Here is a 16,507-nt window from a genome sequence, read left to right on the forward strand (position 1 = left end):
TTAGTGTTTCGGGATTGATAAGCCAGGTGCTAATTTTTCTGGCAAAGTCACTTCATCTGCCTCTAAGCTGGCAACAGGGTAAGCACAATAGTCGGCTGCATAATAGGCACTTGCCCGGTGATTGCCGCTTGCACCAACGCCGCCAAAAGGCGCAGCACTGCTTGCTCCAGTGGTCTGTTTGTTCCAGTTGACAATGCCTGCTCGAATTCGGCGCAAAAAGTAATCATAACGCTCACGGTCGGCACTTAATAAACCGGCGGATAAACCATAACGAGTATTATTGGCAGCAGTCAGTGCTGCATCAAAGTCGTCATAACGAATGACTTGTAGCAGTGGACCAAACAACTCTTCATCAGGAAGTTCAGCTACTTCAGTGACATCAACTAAACCAGGGCTGAGCAAGCCCGTACCTGGCTTTAACTTAGCGGCTTTGACGAGTGGCTTACCACCTAGCTTTTCCAGATTCGCCTGGCCTGCGAGGATATGATCAGCCGCAGCTTCAGTGATGAGAGAGCCCATAAACGGTTGGTCTTCAGCATCATAAAAACCTACTTTGATGTGCTGCATAGCTTCTTGTAACCGAGCTAAGAAGGTGTCTCCTTGCTTGGTATTAGGCACAAACAGGCGTCTAGCACAGGTGCAGCGTTGGCCAGCTGAAATATATGCAGATTGAATGGTGTCATGAACTGCAGCATCAATATCATTCACCTGATCAAAAATGAGCGGGTTATTACCTCCCATTTCCAGCGCCAGGATTTTGCCAGGATTACCCGCAAATTGCTGATGCAACAGGTGGCCAGTATTGGAGCTACCGGTAAAGAATAAACCATCAATACCTGCATGATTGGCTAAGGCAATACCTGTTTCTTTTTCCCCTTGAACTAAGTTTAATGCGCCGGCTGGAATACCTGCTTGTTCCCACAGTTTAACCATTGCTTCAGCCACTTTTGGGGTAAGCTCGCTGGGCTTGAATACTACGGTATTACCTGCCAGTAGGGCAGGTACAATATGGCCATTGGGGAGGTGGCCTGGGAAGTTATAAGGGCCAAATACTGCTACTACTCCATGGGGACGATGACGAAGCACTGCTCGGCCTGCAGGTAATTCAGCGGTTTTGGTGCCCGTCCGTTCATGGTAAGCCTTAATGGAAATATCAATTTTGCCAATCATTGCCGCCACTTCCGTGCGGGTTTCCCAGAGAGGTTTACCGGTTTCTTGGGCAATCAGCAGTGCTAAAGCTTCTTTTTCTTGGCTTAGCAGGTGCGCAAACTGCTTGATAATCGCTTCCCGCTGCTCATAGGCTACATCTGACCAAGTTAAAAAAGCATTACGGGCGGCACTGACGGCGGTATCGACCTGAGCGGCGGTGGCGCTATTGCCTTCCCAAATAACAGTATTTTTAGCAGGGTCTATAGACGTAAATGGTTTGCCTTCACCCGCTTGCCAGTTGCCATTGATAAATACGGTTGATGTCATTTTAAACTCTCCTACCACTGGATAAAGGTACCACCCGTACAGAATCACCTTCTTCAACTTGAAGGCTGGCAGCAACTGTCGGCGTAATATAAATCAGGTTTTGTTTATCTTGAGTAATGGGGCTCATGCAGCAGCGGAAATTCTCAAGGGAGGTGTTGCTAATTAAATGTAATTCACCCGACTGATGATGAGCCTCTTCGCTAATGCGAATTTTTACATAATGGCTTTCTCTAATGGCCCGAATTTCATCAAAACGAGCCGTAATGGTGGGCCCCGCATCAAAAATGTCCATATAACCTTCATAGCGAAACCCTTCAGCTTCCAGCATTTTTAATGCAGGTAAGGTATTTTCATGCACTTTGCCAATCACTTCTTGGGCACTCTTCGGTAAAAGATTGGTATAAATGAGATGCTTAGGCATTAATTCAGCAATAAATACTTTTTCACCAATACCAGTTAAATAGTCGGCCTTAGAAAAATCGATGGAGAAAAAGTGACGGCCCAGGCCTTCCCAAAAAGGTGAAATACCATCCTTGTCAGAAATACCGCGCATTTCTGCAATCACTGTTTCTGCGAACCGTTGAGGAAATTCTGCCATAAATAAAAAGCGGGATTTTGACAGCAGGCTGCCATTCTTACTGTGCCGATAATCCGGATCTAGAAACAGGGTGCAAATTTCTGAACAGCCGGTATGGTCATTGGTAATACTCAGGGTGTTAACAATATTGTGAACATTCAGCTCACGGGAAGAGTGCATTAAAGTTCCCAGCCGATAGTTATACCAGGGTTCGCTGAGGCCAACGCCAGCCATAATGCCGCAAATACCGGCTACTCGGTCATTTTCGGTATCTTCTAAAACAAACAGATAGCTTTCTTCGCCTGGCTCTTTAACCTCTTTGGCAAAGGCAACTAATGATTTTTCAAGACGGTTTCGAACCAGCTTTTCATTAGGCTGCAGAGAGGTAAACCCTGGGCCTGTTTTTTCAGCAAGTTCATACAATCTATCGTAATCGTCAGCTGCGATAGGTCGGATGATCATCATAATGTGGTTACTCACTCGCAAGTGAAACTATTAAACCTCAAAAGATATAAAACCAAAAACGACAGTCGCTTTATATGAGGACTAATAGAAGACACTTTACATGTTATACCTTGATTGGTTTCATTTGTTATTTATATCCCACATTTTGCAGGTTATCGCAAAAAGTGAGTGGATATGGGACAACAGGGTATTTTGTCGCTGTTATTCCATATCAAATAGTAAATTAATTTTTAACACGCTACTGCAAAGTCCTCTTTGGGTATATAAATAGATGCTATTGGTCATCAATTACCTGGCATCGGTACTTTCAAAAATTTTATCAGCTGACTGAGCAACAAACCCTTGGTATAGCTCTCCTGAAGGTAATGGATAGCGACGTGCAAATTCATAAAAACAACTAGGAATTGCTACAGTTTGGTCGCTAAACTGAACCGCTGTTTTATTGGCTAGCGTTGCTGATTGCTCCAGATAGACGTCAGGTGCCCCTTTAATTAGTCCACCACTGGTATTAAGCTCAAACCCTTGGTCAAGCAGAAATTGATTAACATCTTCCAGTGACTGATGGGATTTTAGGGCATTAATATATACTGTAAAGTGGTTGGGGCGATAGCCAAATGCACTCATCCAGGCGGCATATTCACTTTCTGCTAATAACTGCTGATAAGTCGCATAATCGGTATTCCAGTGGCGACCAGAAAAACAGAAGTCGTCAGTGGTTACTGCATCTGTTGGAATTTGCTCAACTAAATACTCAATGATGGCGCGGGTTTCTTGAGAAAGCTGTTCAACCAGTAATTCGCTGATAAATATTTTTGGTAAAGTCGGGTCTTCATGCTGAAAATGCTTAGCATAAAGCTTCTTTTCTTTAAACTCATATTCTCCAGCAGCCTCATAACCTGCTTTAAGAAATGGCTTTGCTACTTGATTTATTGAGACTTTGGCTGAATTAAAAGTGCGTAATGCAATATGATCATTAATGATTTGCCCATCATTCTGGTCAAAAAATAACTGATAAATTTTCTGTGCATCAGGGTTGAGGCTTAAATAATCTTGCCACATGGCATTCATTAACTGGTCAATTTTTCTCATGACAACTTCCTATTACTACTTAATTACTATCAGTTGCTGTGTTTCTTCACGGCTAAAATTTTTGGTTAAATTAGTTAATTAGGGGTGCTTAATTGAACCGGTGAGTACTGGATATGGTCACCTTTTGATAGCAGTAGTGCACTGGCTTCTGCTTCTGACAGTACGGGTTGATCAGGGTTAAAGGGAATTAACATACAACGATATTGGGGTTGTAATTGGTTGCTGACTAAGTACCACTGATCAATGGATGGTTCTATGTTGGCTTTTTCACCAATGACTGGCTGACATTGTTGGCTATGACTAATGGTTTTAAGCTTTTTGGTATCCGCTTCTAACGTTGGGCCAGCATCAAAAATATCGATATAACCTCGGTGTTGAAAGCCTTCTTGCTTAAGTAATTCCATGTTGAAAGTAACATCTTCCCTGGGCTTACCAAGAATTGCCTGAGCTTCTTTGCTCAGCAAGGGAGCATAAACAGGGTATTGGGGCATTAAAGTAGCAATAAATGCATTGGAGTTAATACCCACTAAATAAATCGCTTTGGCAATATCCATACTGAAAAAATGTTTGCCTAGACACTCCCAAAAGGGCGATTTCCCTTCTTTATCTAGTACTCCCTGCAATTCAACAATGGTTCGCTCAGCAAATCGGCTTAATGCCAAATTGATAAATAATAAGCGTGCTTTTGACAGGAGCTGGTAGTGGTGCTCCCGCTGACATTGTGGGTCAATAAATAACGTACATAATCGAGTAGAGCCGGCGTAATCCTGACAAAGGTGTAATGCTGGAATACGGTTATGGATTTGTAATTCAGGTGACGCATGGACAACCGAACTAATCCGGTAATTGTAAAAAGGCCACTTTAAACCAATCGCGGCTTCAATACCGGATACGCCAATAATTTCCTGGGTGGCCTGGTTTTCCAGTACAAAGTGGAAGCTCTCGCCACCGGGCTCGTGATTTAACTGTTTTAGCGAACGCTGGGTGGAGCTGATAATACTGCTTAAATGGTCGCGATTAGCAGGCAGGGTGGTTAAACGGCCTCCGCAAATAATTGCGAGTCGCTCTAGCGCGGGTAAATCATTATGAGTCACAGGCCGGACAATTAGCATACTAGCGCTCCAGCCAGGTTTGCTGGTCACCAGTGGCCAGCTTAAACAGTAATAAGGCGGATAATTTGGTGCGAGTGACCAGGCTATCGACTTTTAGATACTCTTGATCACTGTGAATATTACCCCCTTGAACGCCCAAGGTATCAATATTGGGTAGGCCATGGGCTGCTAGGTTATTGCCATCGCAACAACCTCCGGTTGGTTTCCAGGTAATATGTAAACCTAATTCTTGACCACAGCTTTGAGCTAGCTCAAACAGTTTGGTATTGGCGTTAGATAGCACTTTCGGCTTACGGCCAAATTCCCCATGTAAGGCTAAGCTAATTCCATTCCGTTGATTAATCTGTTCAACCAGTTGATTAAGCTGTTCTAAACACCAGTTTTCATCAGCAGGGTCATGGAGGCGAATGTTGAATTTGCTGATACACAGGTCTGGCACAATATTGACTGGGCCGCCCCCTTGGATAAAGCCTGGGTTGATAGTCACCCCATCTCGCTGGCCATTTAAGTCATCCAACTGACTGATAAAGTCGCTGAGGGCGCGAATCGCATTGCGACCCAGGTGATGCTCACGACCAGCATGAGCGGCTTTGCCTCGGCATACCACGGTAAAGTTGCCGCTACCTTTGCGTGCACCCGCCAGGTCGCCATCAGGAAAGCAGGGCTCATAGATTAGCCCCACATGGTTTCGCTCTGCACAACCGGCAAATAAGGTTTTCGAGCCAGGTGAGCCGATTTCTTCATCGGGGTTAAACAGAATTTCCCAGCCAATTTTTTCAGCAAAAGGGCTGCGTTCGAGGCACTCTAATGCTTTCAGCATCACCATGATGCCACCTTTTAAGTCGGTAATTCCGGGGCCATTGAGAGTATTGTCATCTAGCCAGCGAACAGATTGAAAATGGTGGTCAATACCAAACACCGTATCCATGTGGCCACAGAGAAATACCCGAAATGGGGCATCTGGGCGCTTTACAATGCTGAGCGCATCACCCAAGGGTGAATAGATGACCTCGCCCTGATCATTGATTTGTTCATAGTCAGGCATAGCTATGATGGTTTGCTCACCATTAAGCGGGCGAGTCAATTCAGCCAACTTTTGGCGAACTTGATTAACACCTGCGGCATTGAGACTGCCAGAGTTAATATTGGCCAGTTCAATGGTCTGACTAAGCATGTCATCATGCTGGCTATCGAGCCAATCCAGGTAGGGAGCAAAGGTATTATTATTCATTTAACCACTTATCATTGTCTCAGCTTTCCTTACTGCACATTATTTCGAAAAAAGGACATAGAGACTAGAGAAGGAATGATGGAATTGCGACGGAATTTATCAGTAAAAGGTCGTAACTTGCTAAATGAGGACTAATTGCAGCAGTGATTTTTAGTATGTAGGGGGCTTTCCTTAGTGAGTTGTCGTAAAAAAGGCGGTTAGCATTCTGGCACTATAAAACTTCCCTCTTTGGAGACTGTCGCAAAAGGGTGTTGAAAATAAGTCTAGTGTCCGATATGGAATAACAGGCTATTCTTCCGCCGCTCTTGAAGTGCCGTCCCTGATTCCAGTAGCGCTTTTATCCCAATTAAAGGCGCTACCGCAAGTTTCACAGTAGAAAACTTGCCCATCAAGCGCTAAAAAGGCATCCATGCCTTAGCTACAGAACACCCTGTCACCCCATATCCGCTAGCTTTCACAGCAGCCTCTTTGAAACGTGTCGCAAAAGCTGTTCCCCCCTTTAATAAAGGGGGGCTAGGGGGGATTTAAAGTGATCGTGGTTTTGAGCCATCTCCGCTTTATTTGCTTGTAAAAATCCCCCTCAATCCCCCTTTTTCAAAGGGGGAAGCTGGATTGTGCCATAACTCTAACTCAGCTGTTTCTTGCAGCAGCTTCAGAACACCCTATCACTTCACATTTCCCAGCTTTTCGACACCCTCAAAAGGGAGGATTAAAACGGTGGCACTACCAAGCCTCTCTTTTCAAAGAAGATTTTCCAACACCTTCAATAACTGAGAGGTGCAGATTGCAGGCTTTAAGCATCTGGTCCTGCAGCTACAACGTCAGCAACACCTTTTTCAAGCCCTGCTAAACCCGCTTTAATGTCTTCATCTGGAATCACCAAAGACGGTGCCATCCGAATGACATTTGGGCCGGCCACGAGGATCATAGTGTTGTGCTCTCTCGCGGCAGCTAAGAACTTAGCTGCTTTGCCGTGCCACTCAGGTTTGAGCGCTGCACCAACTAATAAGCCTTTACCTCTTAACTCAGTAAATACTTGATACTTTTCATTAATTGCATTCAAGCCATCTTCGAACAGTTGGCGCTTTCTTAATACATCTGCTAGCACTTGTGGGTCATTGATAATATCAACCACTTCATTAGCGACGGCACAAGCAAGTGGGTTACCACCATAGGTGCTGCCATGGGTACCAAAGCCTAAGCTTGGAGCAACCTTATCAGTGGTTAACATGGCACCAACCGGAAATCCGCCACCTAATGCTTTAGCGGTGCTGAGGATATCAGGCTCAATGCCATAACCCATGTAGGCATAGAGTTCACCCGTACGACCCATACCACTTTGGACTTCGTCAAAAACCAATAAAGCGTTGTATTGGTCGCATAGCTCACGAGCACGCTTAATAAAGGCTGGATCACCACAGATAATGCCTCCTTCACCTTGCACAGGCTCCATCACTACCGCACAAGTTTTATCGGAAATAGCGGCTTCTAACGCGGCAATATCGTTGTAAGGGCAGTGGGTAATACCACCGGGTACTGGCTCAAAGCCTTTCCGGTATTTTTGCTGACCTCCCACAGAAACGGTGAATAGGGTGCGGCCGTGGAATGATTGAGTAAATGAAATTATTTCGTTTTTCTCTGGGCCAAAGTGGTCATAAGCATATTTACGGGCCAGCTTGAAGGCCGCTTCATTGGCTTCCCCACCAGAGTTAGCAAAAAATACTTTGTCAGCAAAAGTCAGCTCAGTGAGTTTTTTGGCTAGAGCCAGGGCGGGCTCGTTGGTGTAAACATTACTTAAATGCCATAGCTTGTCAGCTTGTTCTTTCAGTGCAGCCACCAAGCGGGGGTGACAGTGTCCCAAAGCATTGACTGCAATGCCACCAGCAAAATCAATAAACTCGTTGCCTTGCTGGTCCCAAACTCGAGATCCTTTACCGCGTACTGGAATGATGGCTTGTGGATTATAGTTAGGCACCATCACATCATTAAAAAGATCACGAGTCAGTGTTTGATCTGTCATTATCATACCTCTTTAGTTTTCTTGATTACTCAATTAGCACTTGAGTAATTCCTTGGTGTTGCTCTGTGGCTACCAGCTTGAACTGGCAGCCTATCAATCAAGTTAAACGGCGTAACTCTTTAACAGCCACAGATAACATGGCTAAGTCTTGCTGAGGGGCCGCTTGCATCTCAGTCATCAGTGACTGGCTGTGTTTCAAGCGAGCCATATTATTGTTGTACCAGCAGTTCAAACGTTCACTGGGTTTTGTCACCGTATCAGTTTGTAAAATCAATTGGATACACACTTGCCTTAAGGCTAGGTCTAACTCATCTGCCAGCGTAATACGCGCTTTGCGCTGCCATAAGTTACGCTGGGGCAGGGTGCTAATACTTTGCCTGAACCAAGACAGGTTTAACTGGTTATCTAAAGCAAAATACAGAGAGGCAACGGTGGTGACGGGTTCACCCTGGTTCAAGGCCACTGCCACAATATCCAGACTGCTATAGAGGTAGCGGCAGGTTGCCAGCGATGAAGCCAGGTTGGCAGGTACCCCACTTGCCGTATAATGGTTAAGAAGCTGACTAAAGTGCTGAGAGTTGCTACCAGTCAGGACTCTTGGTAGTACTTCAACCACACTGTTTAATGGCTCACGGTACTTCTCAACTACTTTGTTAATGGGGAGTGGCCAAGTTTCATGACGTAGCAGCCAAACGGTCACTTTTTCAGCAACCTCCTGAAGGCCAAGAAATAGCTCATTAAGGACTGAGTGGGTGAGGGTGGTTTGTAAACTATCAACTGCTTGCCAGAGATTATCCAGCTTAAAGACGGCATTAGCTGTCATATAAGCGCGCACAATATCGGCTGGACTGCTGTTAATCTGCTCTTGTACTCGTAGGCAGAAAGTGGGGCCCATCCGGTTAACCACAAGGTTAGTTAAATGGGTCGCTATAATTTCTGACTTGAGCGGATGACTGCCCAAGGCTTGTTGGCACTGGGTAACTAAGGGCTTGGGAAAGTAATCTGCCAGTAGTTTGCTGATATCTTTATCTGAGCTGATATCTGATGCGACCAACTCATCATGCAGCTTTATCTTGCTATAGGCCAGTAGCACACTCTGTTCTGGGCGAGAAAAGCCTTGTTGATTTTGCTGGCGCTCAGCTATTTGCTCATCATTGGGGAGAAATTCCAGTTTACGCTTTAAGCGTTTTTGCTTTTCCAGTTGATGAATTAACTGAGTGTGCTCAGGCAGTAATTCTGCTGCAAACTGGTTGGTAATGCTGAGAATCTGGCTTTGCTGATAATTGTGTTTTAACACTAGCTCAGCGACTTCATCTGTCATATCTGCCAATAGCTGGTTACGTTGCTTAATGGTCATATCGCCATTTTCAACTACTTGGCTAACGGCGATCTTGATGTTGACCTCATGGTCTGAAGAGTCAACCCCAGCAGAGTTGTCGATAGCATCAGTCGTCACATAGCCACCGTGCTGGGCAAACTCTACCCGGGCCAGCTGGGTAAAGCCTAAGTTACCGCCTTCACCAATTACTTTGCAGTGCAGCTGGTTAGCATTGACTCGCAAGGCATCATTGGCACGGTCACCCACCTCAGCATCAGTTTCAGAGCTGGCCTTCACATAGGTGCCAATCCCGCCATTCCAAAGCAAGTCAATTGGTGCTTTTAAAATGGCCTTAATCAGTTCACTAGGGGTTAACGTAGTGCTTTTCAGGTTTAGTGCCTGCTGAGCCTCTGCTGATAAGGTAATTTGCTTCGATGATCGCTCATAAATGCCGCCACCTTTAGAAAGTAAGCTCTGGTCGTAATCTGTCCAGCTAGAGCGGGGGAGCTTAAAGAGCCGCTGTCGTTCGGCAAAGGTTGTTGTTGCATTGGGATTTGGATCAATAAAGATGTGTAGATGGTTAAAGGCAGCTACTAGGCGAATATGCTCAGAAAGCAACATACCGTTACCAAAGACATCACCTCCCATATCTCCAATCCCCACGCAGGTGAATTCTTGCTGTTGGGTATTGATGCCTTGCTCAAGGAATAACCGTTTAACTGATTCCCAGGCCCCTCGGGCAGTAATCCCCATTTTCTTATGGTCATAGCCATTGCTGCCCCCGGAAGCAAATGCATCCCCTAGCCAGAAGCCGTAATCATTGGCGATTTGGTTAGCAATGTCTGAGAAGGTCGCGGTCCCTTTATCTGCAGCCACGACTAAGTAAGGGTCATCCTCATCATGCCGTACCACTCGGTTGGGTGGCGTTACCTGGCTATGAACCAGGTTGTCAGTAATATCCAGCAAGCCTGAAATAAACGTGGTATAGCAATGGACCACTTCTTGCTGAATCGTATCGCGATCAGCCGCTTCTGGAAGCTGTTTGGCAACAAAACCACCTTTTGCCCCAGCAGGCACAATGACCGCATTTTTTACCATTTGGGCTTTTACCAGGCCAAGAATTTCTGTTCGGAAATCCTCTTTACGGTCTGACCAGCGTAAGCCGCCTCGGGCTACTTTGCCGCCGCGCATGTGGACCCCTTCAACCCAGGGTGAGTAAACAAATATTTCAAACATGGGTCTGGGCTGAGGTGCAATAGCTATTTGGGTAGGCTTCAGCTTGAACGAAAGGTAGCTTTTCGGTAAATGGTCGTTGCCTAGTTGATAATAATTGGTTCGCAGCATTGCCTGGATAACGCTGAGATAGTGGCGCAGAATCCTGTCTTCATCCAGGTTGCTCACTGAGCTGAGAGATTGCTCAATATTATTCTGTAGCTGTTCGATCCGAGATTCCCGCTCTTCATCCTGATGATAGGGGTCAAACTTCCAGCTAAACAGCTCAGCCAATAGGCGAGTGATAACTGCATTGCGAGCCAGGGTTTGCTCCATATAGGTTTGGCTAAAAGGCACCTTAAGCTGTAATAGATATTTGCATACTGCTCTGAGCATCACAGCTTTACGGCATTTCAGCCCAGCTGCAACGACTAACTTATTGAAACCATCGTTTTCAATGGCGCCGGTATAGGCTTTAACAAAGGTATCCTGAAACTCGTCTTTACAACTGGGCACATCCAGGTCAACCGCGCTATCAGTAGCGATGTCAAAATCGATAATCCAGGCAGGCTCATGATCTTGTGGCGAAATGGTGTAAGGGCGTGCAGACAACACTCGGACGCCCATTTGCTCCAGAATGGGTAATACGTCAGATAAAGCCATGGTTTGACCACGACCAATCACTTTAAAGTGCAGGTTACCAAAGCTGCCTTGAGGGCGATAAAGATAGGTTGACAGAGGGTGATTATCATCAAGCTGTTCTATGCGCAAAATATCCACTAGGGCTTGAGTAGTAGCAAAGTCATCCCGATAAGCAGCTGGAAAAGCTTTTTGATAGCTTTTGTAAATACGATTGGCTTCGGCCTCTCCTAGTTTTTCTCTCAGTGCAATTTTGACATTATCCATCCATGACAACATTGCCCGAGTCATTTGGTTTTCAATTTCTTCGGTGTTGAACTGGATTTCCTGGGCATTTTCACAATGAATGGTAAATTGAACCCGAGCAGAAATTTGTTCTGAAAACTGCACATTAAATTCGACGCTGTGACCATTAAATATTTTCAGTAATAAATTCTGCATTTTTAACCGTAGCTCGGTGTTATACCGATCACGGGGAACATAAATGATTGCAGTAATAAATCGCCCATAAATATCAGGCCGAATAAACACGCGCAGCTGGCGCCTTTCTTGGGTTTCTAAAATGCCAAGGACGGTATCTTCAAGCTGCTGAAAGTTGGCCTGCATCATCTCATCACGAGGATAATGATTTAGAATATTGCGCAGGGTTTTCCCTTTATGGCTATTCAGTGGAATATTGGCTTTTTCTAAAATTTGTGCGGCTTTTCTGCGTAATAGTGGAATAGTAGAATAAGGTGTCGTATAGGCAGTGGAAGAATATAGCCCGAAGAAGCGCCACTCGCCTATGACTTTGCCCGTCTGGTCATAACGCTTTATCCCTATATAGTCTAAGTGAGCTGGCCGGTGTACGGTGGAGCGACTAATGGATTTGGTTAATACGAGTAAGGATGGCTCCAATAACCGCTCCGTCATATAAGGCGACAGTTTTAGTACTTTAGGTGTGTCTTCCCCCAGTGAACGAAAGGTACCTAAACTAGATGCGGTATCAAGGGTCAGGGAACAACTGCCGTCTTGTGGATCGCAACTCAGTTGGTAGACGCGAAAGCCTAAAAAAGTAAAATGGTGGTCAGCTACCCAACGTAAAAAATCTATCTCTTCTGCTAGTTCTTCTGCTGGTAAGGGTAAATTGGCTTGTTCAGCACTGTGAATGGCTTCGTTGAGTTTATTCACCATAGCTGGCCAGTCATTGACAGCTTGGCGAACATCACTCAGCGTTTGCTGGGTTTGCTTCACTATTTCTGCCAGCTTGGCTTCGTCGCTTTCTCTCTCAACTTCAAAGCGCATTGCCGCTTCAGTAGTCGTCACTGAGGTGTCATGGCGCGGATAAACCTGTAGCAGTTCTCCGTCATCACTTCGGCTAACAGCAATCACTGGATGGGTGATTATTTCGATAGCACAATTCAGTCGATTTAACGCCATTGAAATAGACGACACTAAAAAAGGCATGTCATCAGTAATAATTTCTACGATGGTATGACGTGATTCCCAGCCATGGTCTTCAAATGTCGGGTTGAATGCTCGTATTAATGATGTCTCAGGGGTTCTGTGTTGAAGGTAGTCCCACAGAGATAAAACACTGCTGCTGAGGCTTTCAAAGGGCTGTTTGATAATTTCATTGGTGATACTTTCAGCTAAAAACCGCTGAGCAAACTCAATGGCCGCCGATTGCGATTCAGCTGGTAAGCGTTCTTGAATAACAGCAATGACTTTGGCGATCGTATCTTGTTTTTTAGTTGTTACACTACTCATGACTGGGTCTTTTCATACCGCGAATGAATGATATTGCCCAAAACAGTTGTTGCCTAATTACAGCAGCTTCTTTGGGAGGTATCGCACTAGTACTGCCTCCTATCAAAATGCCTCTTATTGATAGGAGGCAGCACGATTAAATTATGGGGTAAAGCAACCCATAACGATAGTCACTCAATATAAAGAAAGCGACCTTGATTTTAAATGGCATGACATTTTTTCTTTTTTAGTAAGGTTGTTTGCTCCTCTAATCTGGCTATAATTGGCCAGATAGTCTCTTAGCGAACACTTTTAGGTGTCGCAAATTTTAAAACTAACCAGTACTCATTTGAAAAGTGCTCAGAGCTAAACATAACTCACTACAGCAGCTAGCTCATGGTTGGCTCTGAGTCGGTTATGTCAGTGCTCGTAATCAAGTGTAGTATTTTAAGGCTTTGCATGAATGGTCGTTACTGATTTAGCCGCTATTAGTAAAACAAATCAACCACTGCATTTTGGCTTTTTACTGTTGCCGAATTTTTCCCTTATTGGCTTTTCGTCTGCGATTGAGCCTCTGCGTATGGCGAATTGGGTAAGCGGTAATAACCTTTATGAAACGGTCACTATCAGTGCGGAAGGCGTTGCAGTAGCCAGCAGTTGTGGTGCAGCGGTTCAAGTAGATACAGCACTGGATCAGATTCCACCATTGGATGCCTTGTTTGTGGTAGGAGCCAGTCCAGTGGCCAGAACAGGTAATGAGTCAGTGATTGCCTGGTTAAGGCAACAGGATAAAAATCAGCAGATCGCTCTAGGAGGAATTGGTACTGGCAGTTATTTGCTGGCTTGTGCTGGGCTGTTGGATGGTTATCGGGCCACAATTCATTGGTGGGATATTGCTAGCTTACGGGAAGAGTTTCCTCAAACGATAGTGTCTAATCACTTGTTTGAAATTGATAGTAACCGATTTACTTGCAGTGGTGGTACTGCTGCAATGGATATGATGCTGTTTTTAATTGGTAAACACCATGGGCTGGAACTGGCATCAGCCATTTCAGAGCAGTTTGTCTGTGAACGCATTCGTCCAGGTGAAGACCCTCAGCGAGCACCACTAAAAGTACGGATTGGCACCAGTCATAGCAAGCTGGTGGAGGCTGTTGCCTTAATGGAAGCCAATATCGAGGAGCCTTTAAGCACTGATGATTTGGCTTTTCATGTGGGGGTGTCTCGGCGACACCTAGAACGTCTATTTAAAAAGCACCTGCAAAGTGTCCCTTCAAAATATTACTTACAGTTGCGTTTGGAGCGTGCCAGGCAGCTGTTACAGCAGACTGACAAGGCTATTGCCCAGGTAGGGTTAAGCTGTGGTTTTGCCACAGCATCACACTTTAGTACCACCTACCGGAGTCACTTTGGTGTGACCCCTCGACAAGAAAGGCAGCAGTTGTTGAATGAGAAGTAATCAAAATTGTATTCGCCTTTGCTAAGGTGAGAAATGTCATATTTCAAAAACTTTTTGGCTAATTGAGTATAAAGTGGTCGCCATAATAAAACTTTTTGGCAAAATATCGACATTCCTTATTGAAATATTTTGGTAATGTGGATGACAGAGCGAGGATTAAACCGTTACCATCTTCCCTGCCTGAGTTGCAAATTCAGTTATTAAATGGGCGCAATGTAACTCAAGATTGTTTTATCCACACAGTATTTTGCTGTGCTTAGCAAATTTAGCTGTGTTTATTGCTTAATTAAAGCAACGGGGAGGGTGTAATTACAGCTAAAATAATGATAGACAAAGAAAAACAATAGTTTAATCAAACACATTAACAGGGCGCTTACAAAATATTATGATGTGTTTGCTCATTTGTAGTATTTAATGAAGTGTATAGTGGAGTGTGCTTTAAAGGCGCGAGAAAACAATAATGTCAGATATACCCGCATTAGAATTAATTGATATTCATAAGCACTTTGGCAAGGCTGAGGTGTTAAAAGGAGTTTCGCTTACTGCCCGCAAAGGGGATGTAATTTCCATGATCGGTTCGTCCGGCTCAGGTAAAAGTACCTTTTTGCGTTGTGTAAATATGCTAGAAATTCCAACCGCTGGTGAAGTTAAAGTACATGGTGAACCCATTACGATGAAAATTGGACGTCGTAAGGAGCGTGTGCCGGCTGATATGCGTCAGGTTGAAAGAATTCGCTCGCGGTTATCCATGGTATTTCAAAGCTTCAATTTATGGTCACACATGACCATTCTTGACAATATCATTGAGGCGCCTATTCGTGTTTTGAAGCTATCTAAAGCTGAAGCCATCGAACGGGCAGAAGCCTTACTCCATAAAGTCGGTATTTATCAACGTAAAGACTACTATCCCAGTCATTTATCAGGCGGGCAGCAGCAACGTGCAGCCATTGCACGGGCACTGGCCATGGATCCTGAAGTCATGTTATTTGATGAACCTACTTCCGCGCTTGACCCTGAGCTGGTTGGCGAAGTGTTAAAGGTCATGCGAGGTTTAGCAGAAGAAGGGCGTACAATGTTAATTGTTACCCATGAAATGGCTTTTGCTAAAGATGTGTGTAATCACGTGATGTTTTTACATCAAGGCACCATTGAAGAACAGGGCGCACCGGATGAGTTATTTAATCATCCAAAATCTGAGCGCTTAAAACAATTTCTAGCGAGTAGCTACTAGAGCTAGCAGATCATTCGATCACTGGCTAGGGTTAATAACAATAATTGAATGGGGGTTATTCATGAGACCTTTGAAGTTAATAGGGGCAGTATTACTGGCCGTTTGTGCAACAACTGCAACTGCTAAAGAATGGAAAAAAGTGCGAATTGGCGTAGAAGGCGCTTATCCTCCATTTAGCTGGACAACAGAAAAGGGCGAATTAAAAGGCTTTGATATTGATATTGCCAATGCGTTGTGTGCAGCAATGAAAGCCGAGTGTAAATTGGTACCGCAGGATTGGGATGGAATTATTCCTGCTCTGCTTGCTCGCAAATATGATGCTATCGTTGCATCTATGTCGATTACTGAAGAGCGGAAAAAGAAAGTCGCTTTTACCAACAAATATTACCATACGCCTGTAAAATTTATTCGCAAAAAAGGCTCAGCTATTGAAGTAACCGATGCAGGCTTAAAAGGCAAAACCGTTGGTGTCCAACGTTCTACCGTTGCAGATAAATATATCACTGAAAAATACGGTGAAGTGGTGACAATCAAGCGTTATGGCACCCAAGATGAAGCTTATCTAGACATGAAAGCTGGCCGATTGGATTTATTATTGGGTGATATTATTCCATTAAACGATGGCTTCTTGAAAAAAGGTAATGACGATAAATTTGAGTTTGTCGGACCTGACATTACTGATAAGCGTTGGTTTGGTGAAGGAATCGGGATTGCCTTGCGTAAGCGCGATAAGGACTTAAAAGATAAATTAAATATGGCGATTGAGCAGATTCGCAAAGACGGCACTTACGATAAAATCAGAGCCAAATATTTTGACTTTGATATTTATGGCGACTAATCAATAAGCTTAGTTGTTACTGTAAAAAGAGGTAATCCAAAAGGGCACAATTTAATGATAGTTAAGGTGCCCTTTATTATTTTATATCCTTCGCGAATGACTTTTCATTGTG

At 44.5% G+C, this 16,507-nt stretch carries 10 protein-coding genes; 3 read left to right on the plus strand and 7 right to left on the minus strand.

Annotated elements, in window-relative coordinates; genetic code table 11:
• The 7 genes from astD to ORQ98_RS18060 all read right to left on the minus strand — a co-directional run bounded on the left by astD (position 1) and on the right by ORQ98_RS18060 (position 12,888).
• A complete protein-coding gene (gene astD, locus ORQ98_RS18030) occupies positions 1-1,476 on the minus strand; it encodes a succinylglutamate-semialdehyde dehydrogenase (RefSeq protein ID WP_274690203.1) in 1,476 nt (491 codons plus the stop codon).
• A gap of 1 nt (position 1,477) precedes the next feature.
• On the minus strand, positions 1,478-2,518 hold the full coding sequence (astA, locus tag ORQ98_RS18035; RefSeq protein ID WP_274690204.1) for an arginine N-succinyltransferase: 1,041 nt from the start codon (positions 2,516-2,518) through the stop codon (positions 1,478-1,480).
• A gap of 288 nt (positions 2,519-2,806) precedes the next feature.
• Complete coding sequence (locus ORQ98_RS18040; RefSeq protein ID WP_274690205.1) at positions 2,807-3,607, minus strand: DUF1338 domain-containing protein; 801 nt, start codon at positions 3,605-3,607, stop codon at positions 2,807-2,809.
• Between the two features lie 74 nt (positions 3,608-3,681).
• Entirely contained in the window at positions 3,682-4,719 is a 1,038-nt protein-coding gene (locus tag ORQ98_RS18045) for an arginine N-succinyltransferase (protein ID WP_274690206.1), read from the minus strand.
• 1 nt (position 4,720) lies between these two features.
• Positions 4,721-5,950 (minus strand): hydrolase, encoded by a 1,230-nt coding sequence (locus ORQ98_RS18050; RefSeq protein ID WP_274690207.1) that lies wholly within the window; start codon positions 5,948-5,950, stop codon positions 4,721-4,723.
• A gap of 793 nt (positions 5,951-6,743) precedes the next feature.
• The gene (locus ORQ98_RS18055) at positions 6,744-7,970 is read right to left on the minus strand and encodes an aspartate aminotransferase family protein (RefSeq protein ID WP_274690208.1); all 1,227 of its coding nucleotides are present in this window, start codon (positions 7,968-7,970) and stop codon (positions 6,744-6,746) included.
• 97 nt (positions 7,971-8,067) lie between these two features.
• The gene (locus tag ORQ98_RS18060) at positions 8,068-12,888 is read right to left on the minus strand and encodes an NAD-glutamate dehydrogenase (protein ID WP_274690209.1); all 4,821 of its coding nucleotides are present in this window, start codon (positions 12,886-12,888) and stop codon (positions 8,068-8,070) included.
• A gap of 442 nt (positions 12,889-13,330) precedes the next feature.
• Between ORQ98_RS18060 and ORQ98_RS18065 the strand changes: the two genes are divergently transcribed.
• From ORQ98_RS18065 to ORQ98_RS18075, 3 genes are all read left to right on the plus strand, one after another.
• Entirely contained in the window at positions 13,331-14,326 is a 996-nt protein-coding gene (locus tag ORQ98_RS18065; RefSeq protein ID WP_274690210.1) for a GlxA family transcriptional regulator, read from the plus strand.
• Positions 14,327-14,786: 460 nt separating this feature from the next.
• On the plus strand, positions 14,787-15,557 hold the full coding sequence (locus tag ORQ98_RS18070) for an ABC transporter ATP-binding protein (RefSeq protein WP_274690211.1): 771 nt from the start codon (positions 14,787-14,789) through the stop codon (positions 15,555-15,557).
• A gap of 61 nt (positions 15,558-15,618) precedes the next feature.
• Positions 15,619-16,395 carry an ABC transporter substrate-binding protein gene (locus ORQ98_RS18075; RefSeq protein WP_274690212.1) on the plus strand — a complete coding sequence of 259 codons (777 nt, stop codon included), beginning with the start codon at positions 15,619-15,621 and terminating at the stop codon, positions 16,393-16,395.
• Positions 16,396-16,507: the final 112 nt, after the last annotated feature.

Origin of the sequence: Spartinivicinus poritis (assembly GCF_028858535.1) — a bacterium.
Lineage (GTDB): Bacteria > Pseudomonadota > Gammaproteobacteria > Pseudomonadales > Zooshikellaceae > Spartinivicinus > Spartinivicinus poritis.

Bases quoted from the DNA above. Each gene is read 5' to 3' on its own strand.
- ORQ98_RS18065 (WP_274690210.1), top strand. From the start codon at position 13,331: ATGGTCGTTACTGATTTAGCCGCTATTAGTAAAACAAATCAACCACTG.
- astD (WP_274690203.1), bottom strand. From the start codon at position 1,476: ATGACATCAACCGTATTTATCAATGGCAACTGGCAAGCGGGTGAAGGC.
- ORQ98_RS18050 (WP_274690207.1), bottom strand. From the start codon at position 5,950: ATGAATAATAATACCTTTGCTCCCTACCTGGATTGGCTCGATAGCCAG.
- astA (WP_274690204.1), bottom strand. From the start codon at position 2,518: ATGATGATCATCCGACCTATCGCAGCTGACGATTACGATAGATTGTAT.
- ORQ98_RS18060 (WP_274690209.1), bottom strand. From the start codon at position 12,888: ATGAGTAGTGTAACAACTAAAAAACAAGATACGATCGCCAAAGTCATT.
- ORQ98_RS18075 (WP_274690212.1), top strand. From the start codon at position 15,619: ATGAGACCTTTGAAGTTAATAGGGGCAGTATTACTGGCCGTTTGTGCA.
- ORQ98_RS18070 (WP_274690211.1), top strand. From the start codon at position 14,787: ATGTCAGATATACCCGCATTAGAATTAATTGATATTCATAAGCACTTT.
- ORQ98_RS18045 (WP_274690206.1), bottom strand. From the start codon at position 4,719: ATGCTAATTGTCCGGCCTGTGACTCATAATGATTTACCCGCGCTAGAG.
- ORQ98_RS18055 (WP_274690208.1), bottom strand. From the start codon at position 7,970: ATGACAGATCAAACACTGACTCGTGATCTTTTTAATGATGTGATGGTG.
- ORQ98_RS18040 (WP_274690205.1), bottom strand. From the start codon at position 3,607: ATGAGAAAAATTGACCAGTTAATGAATGCCATGTGGCAAGATTATTTA.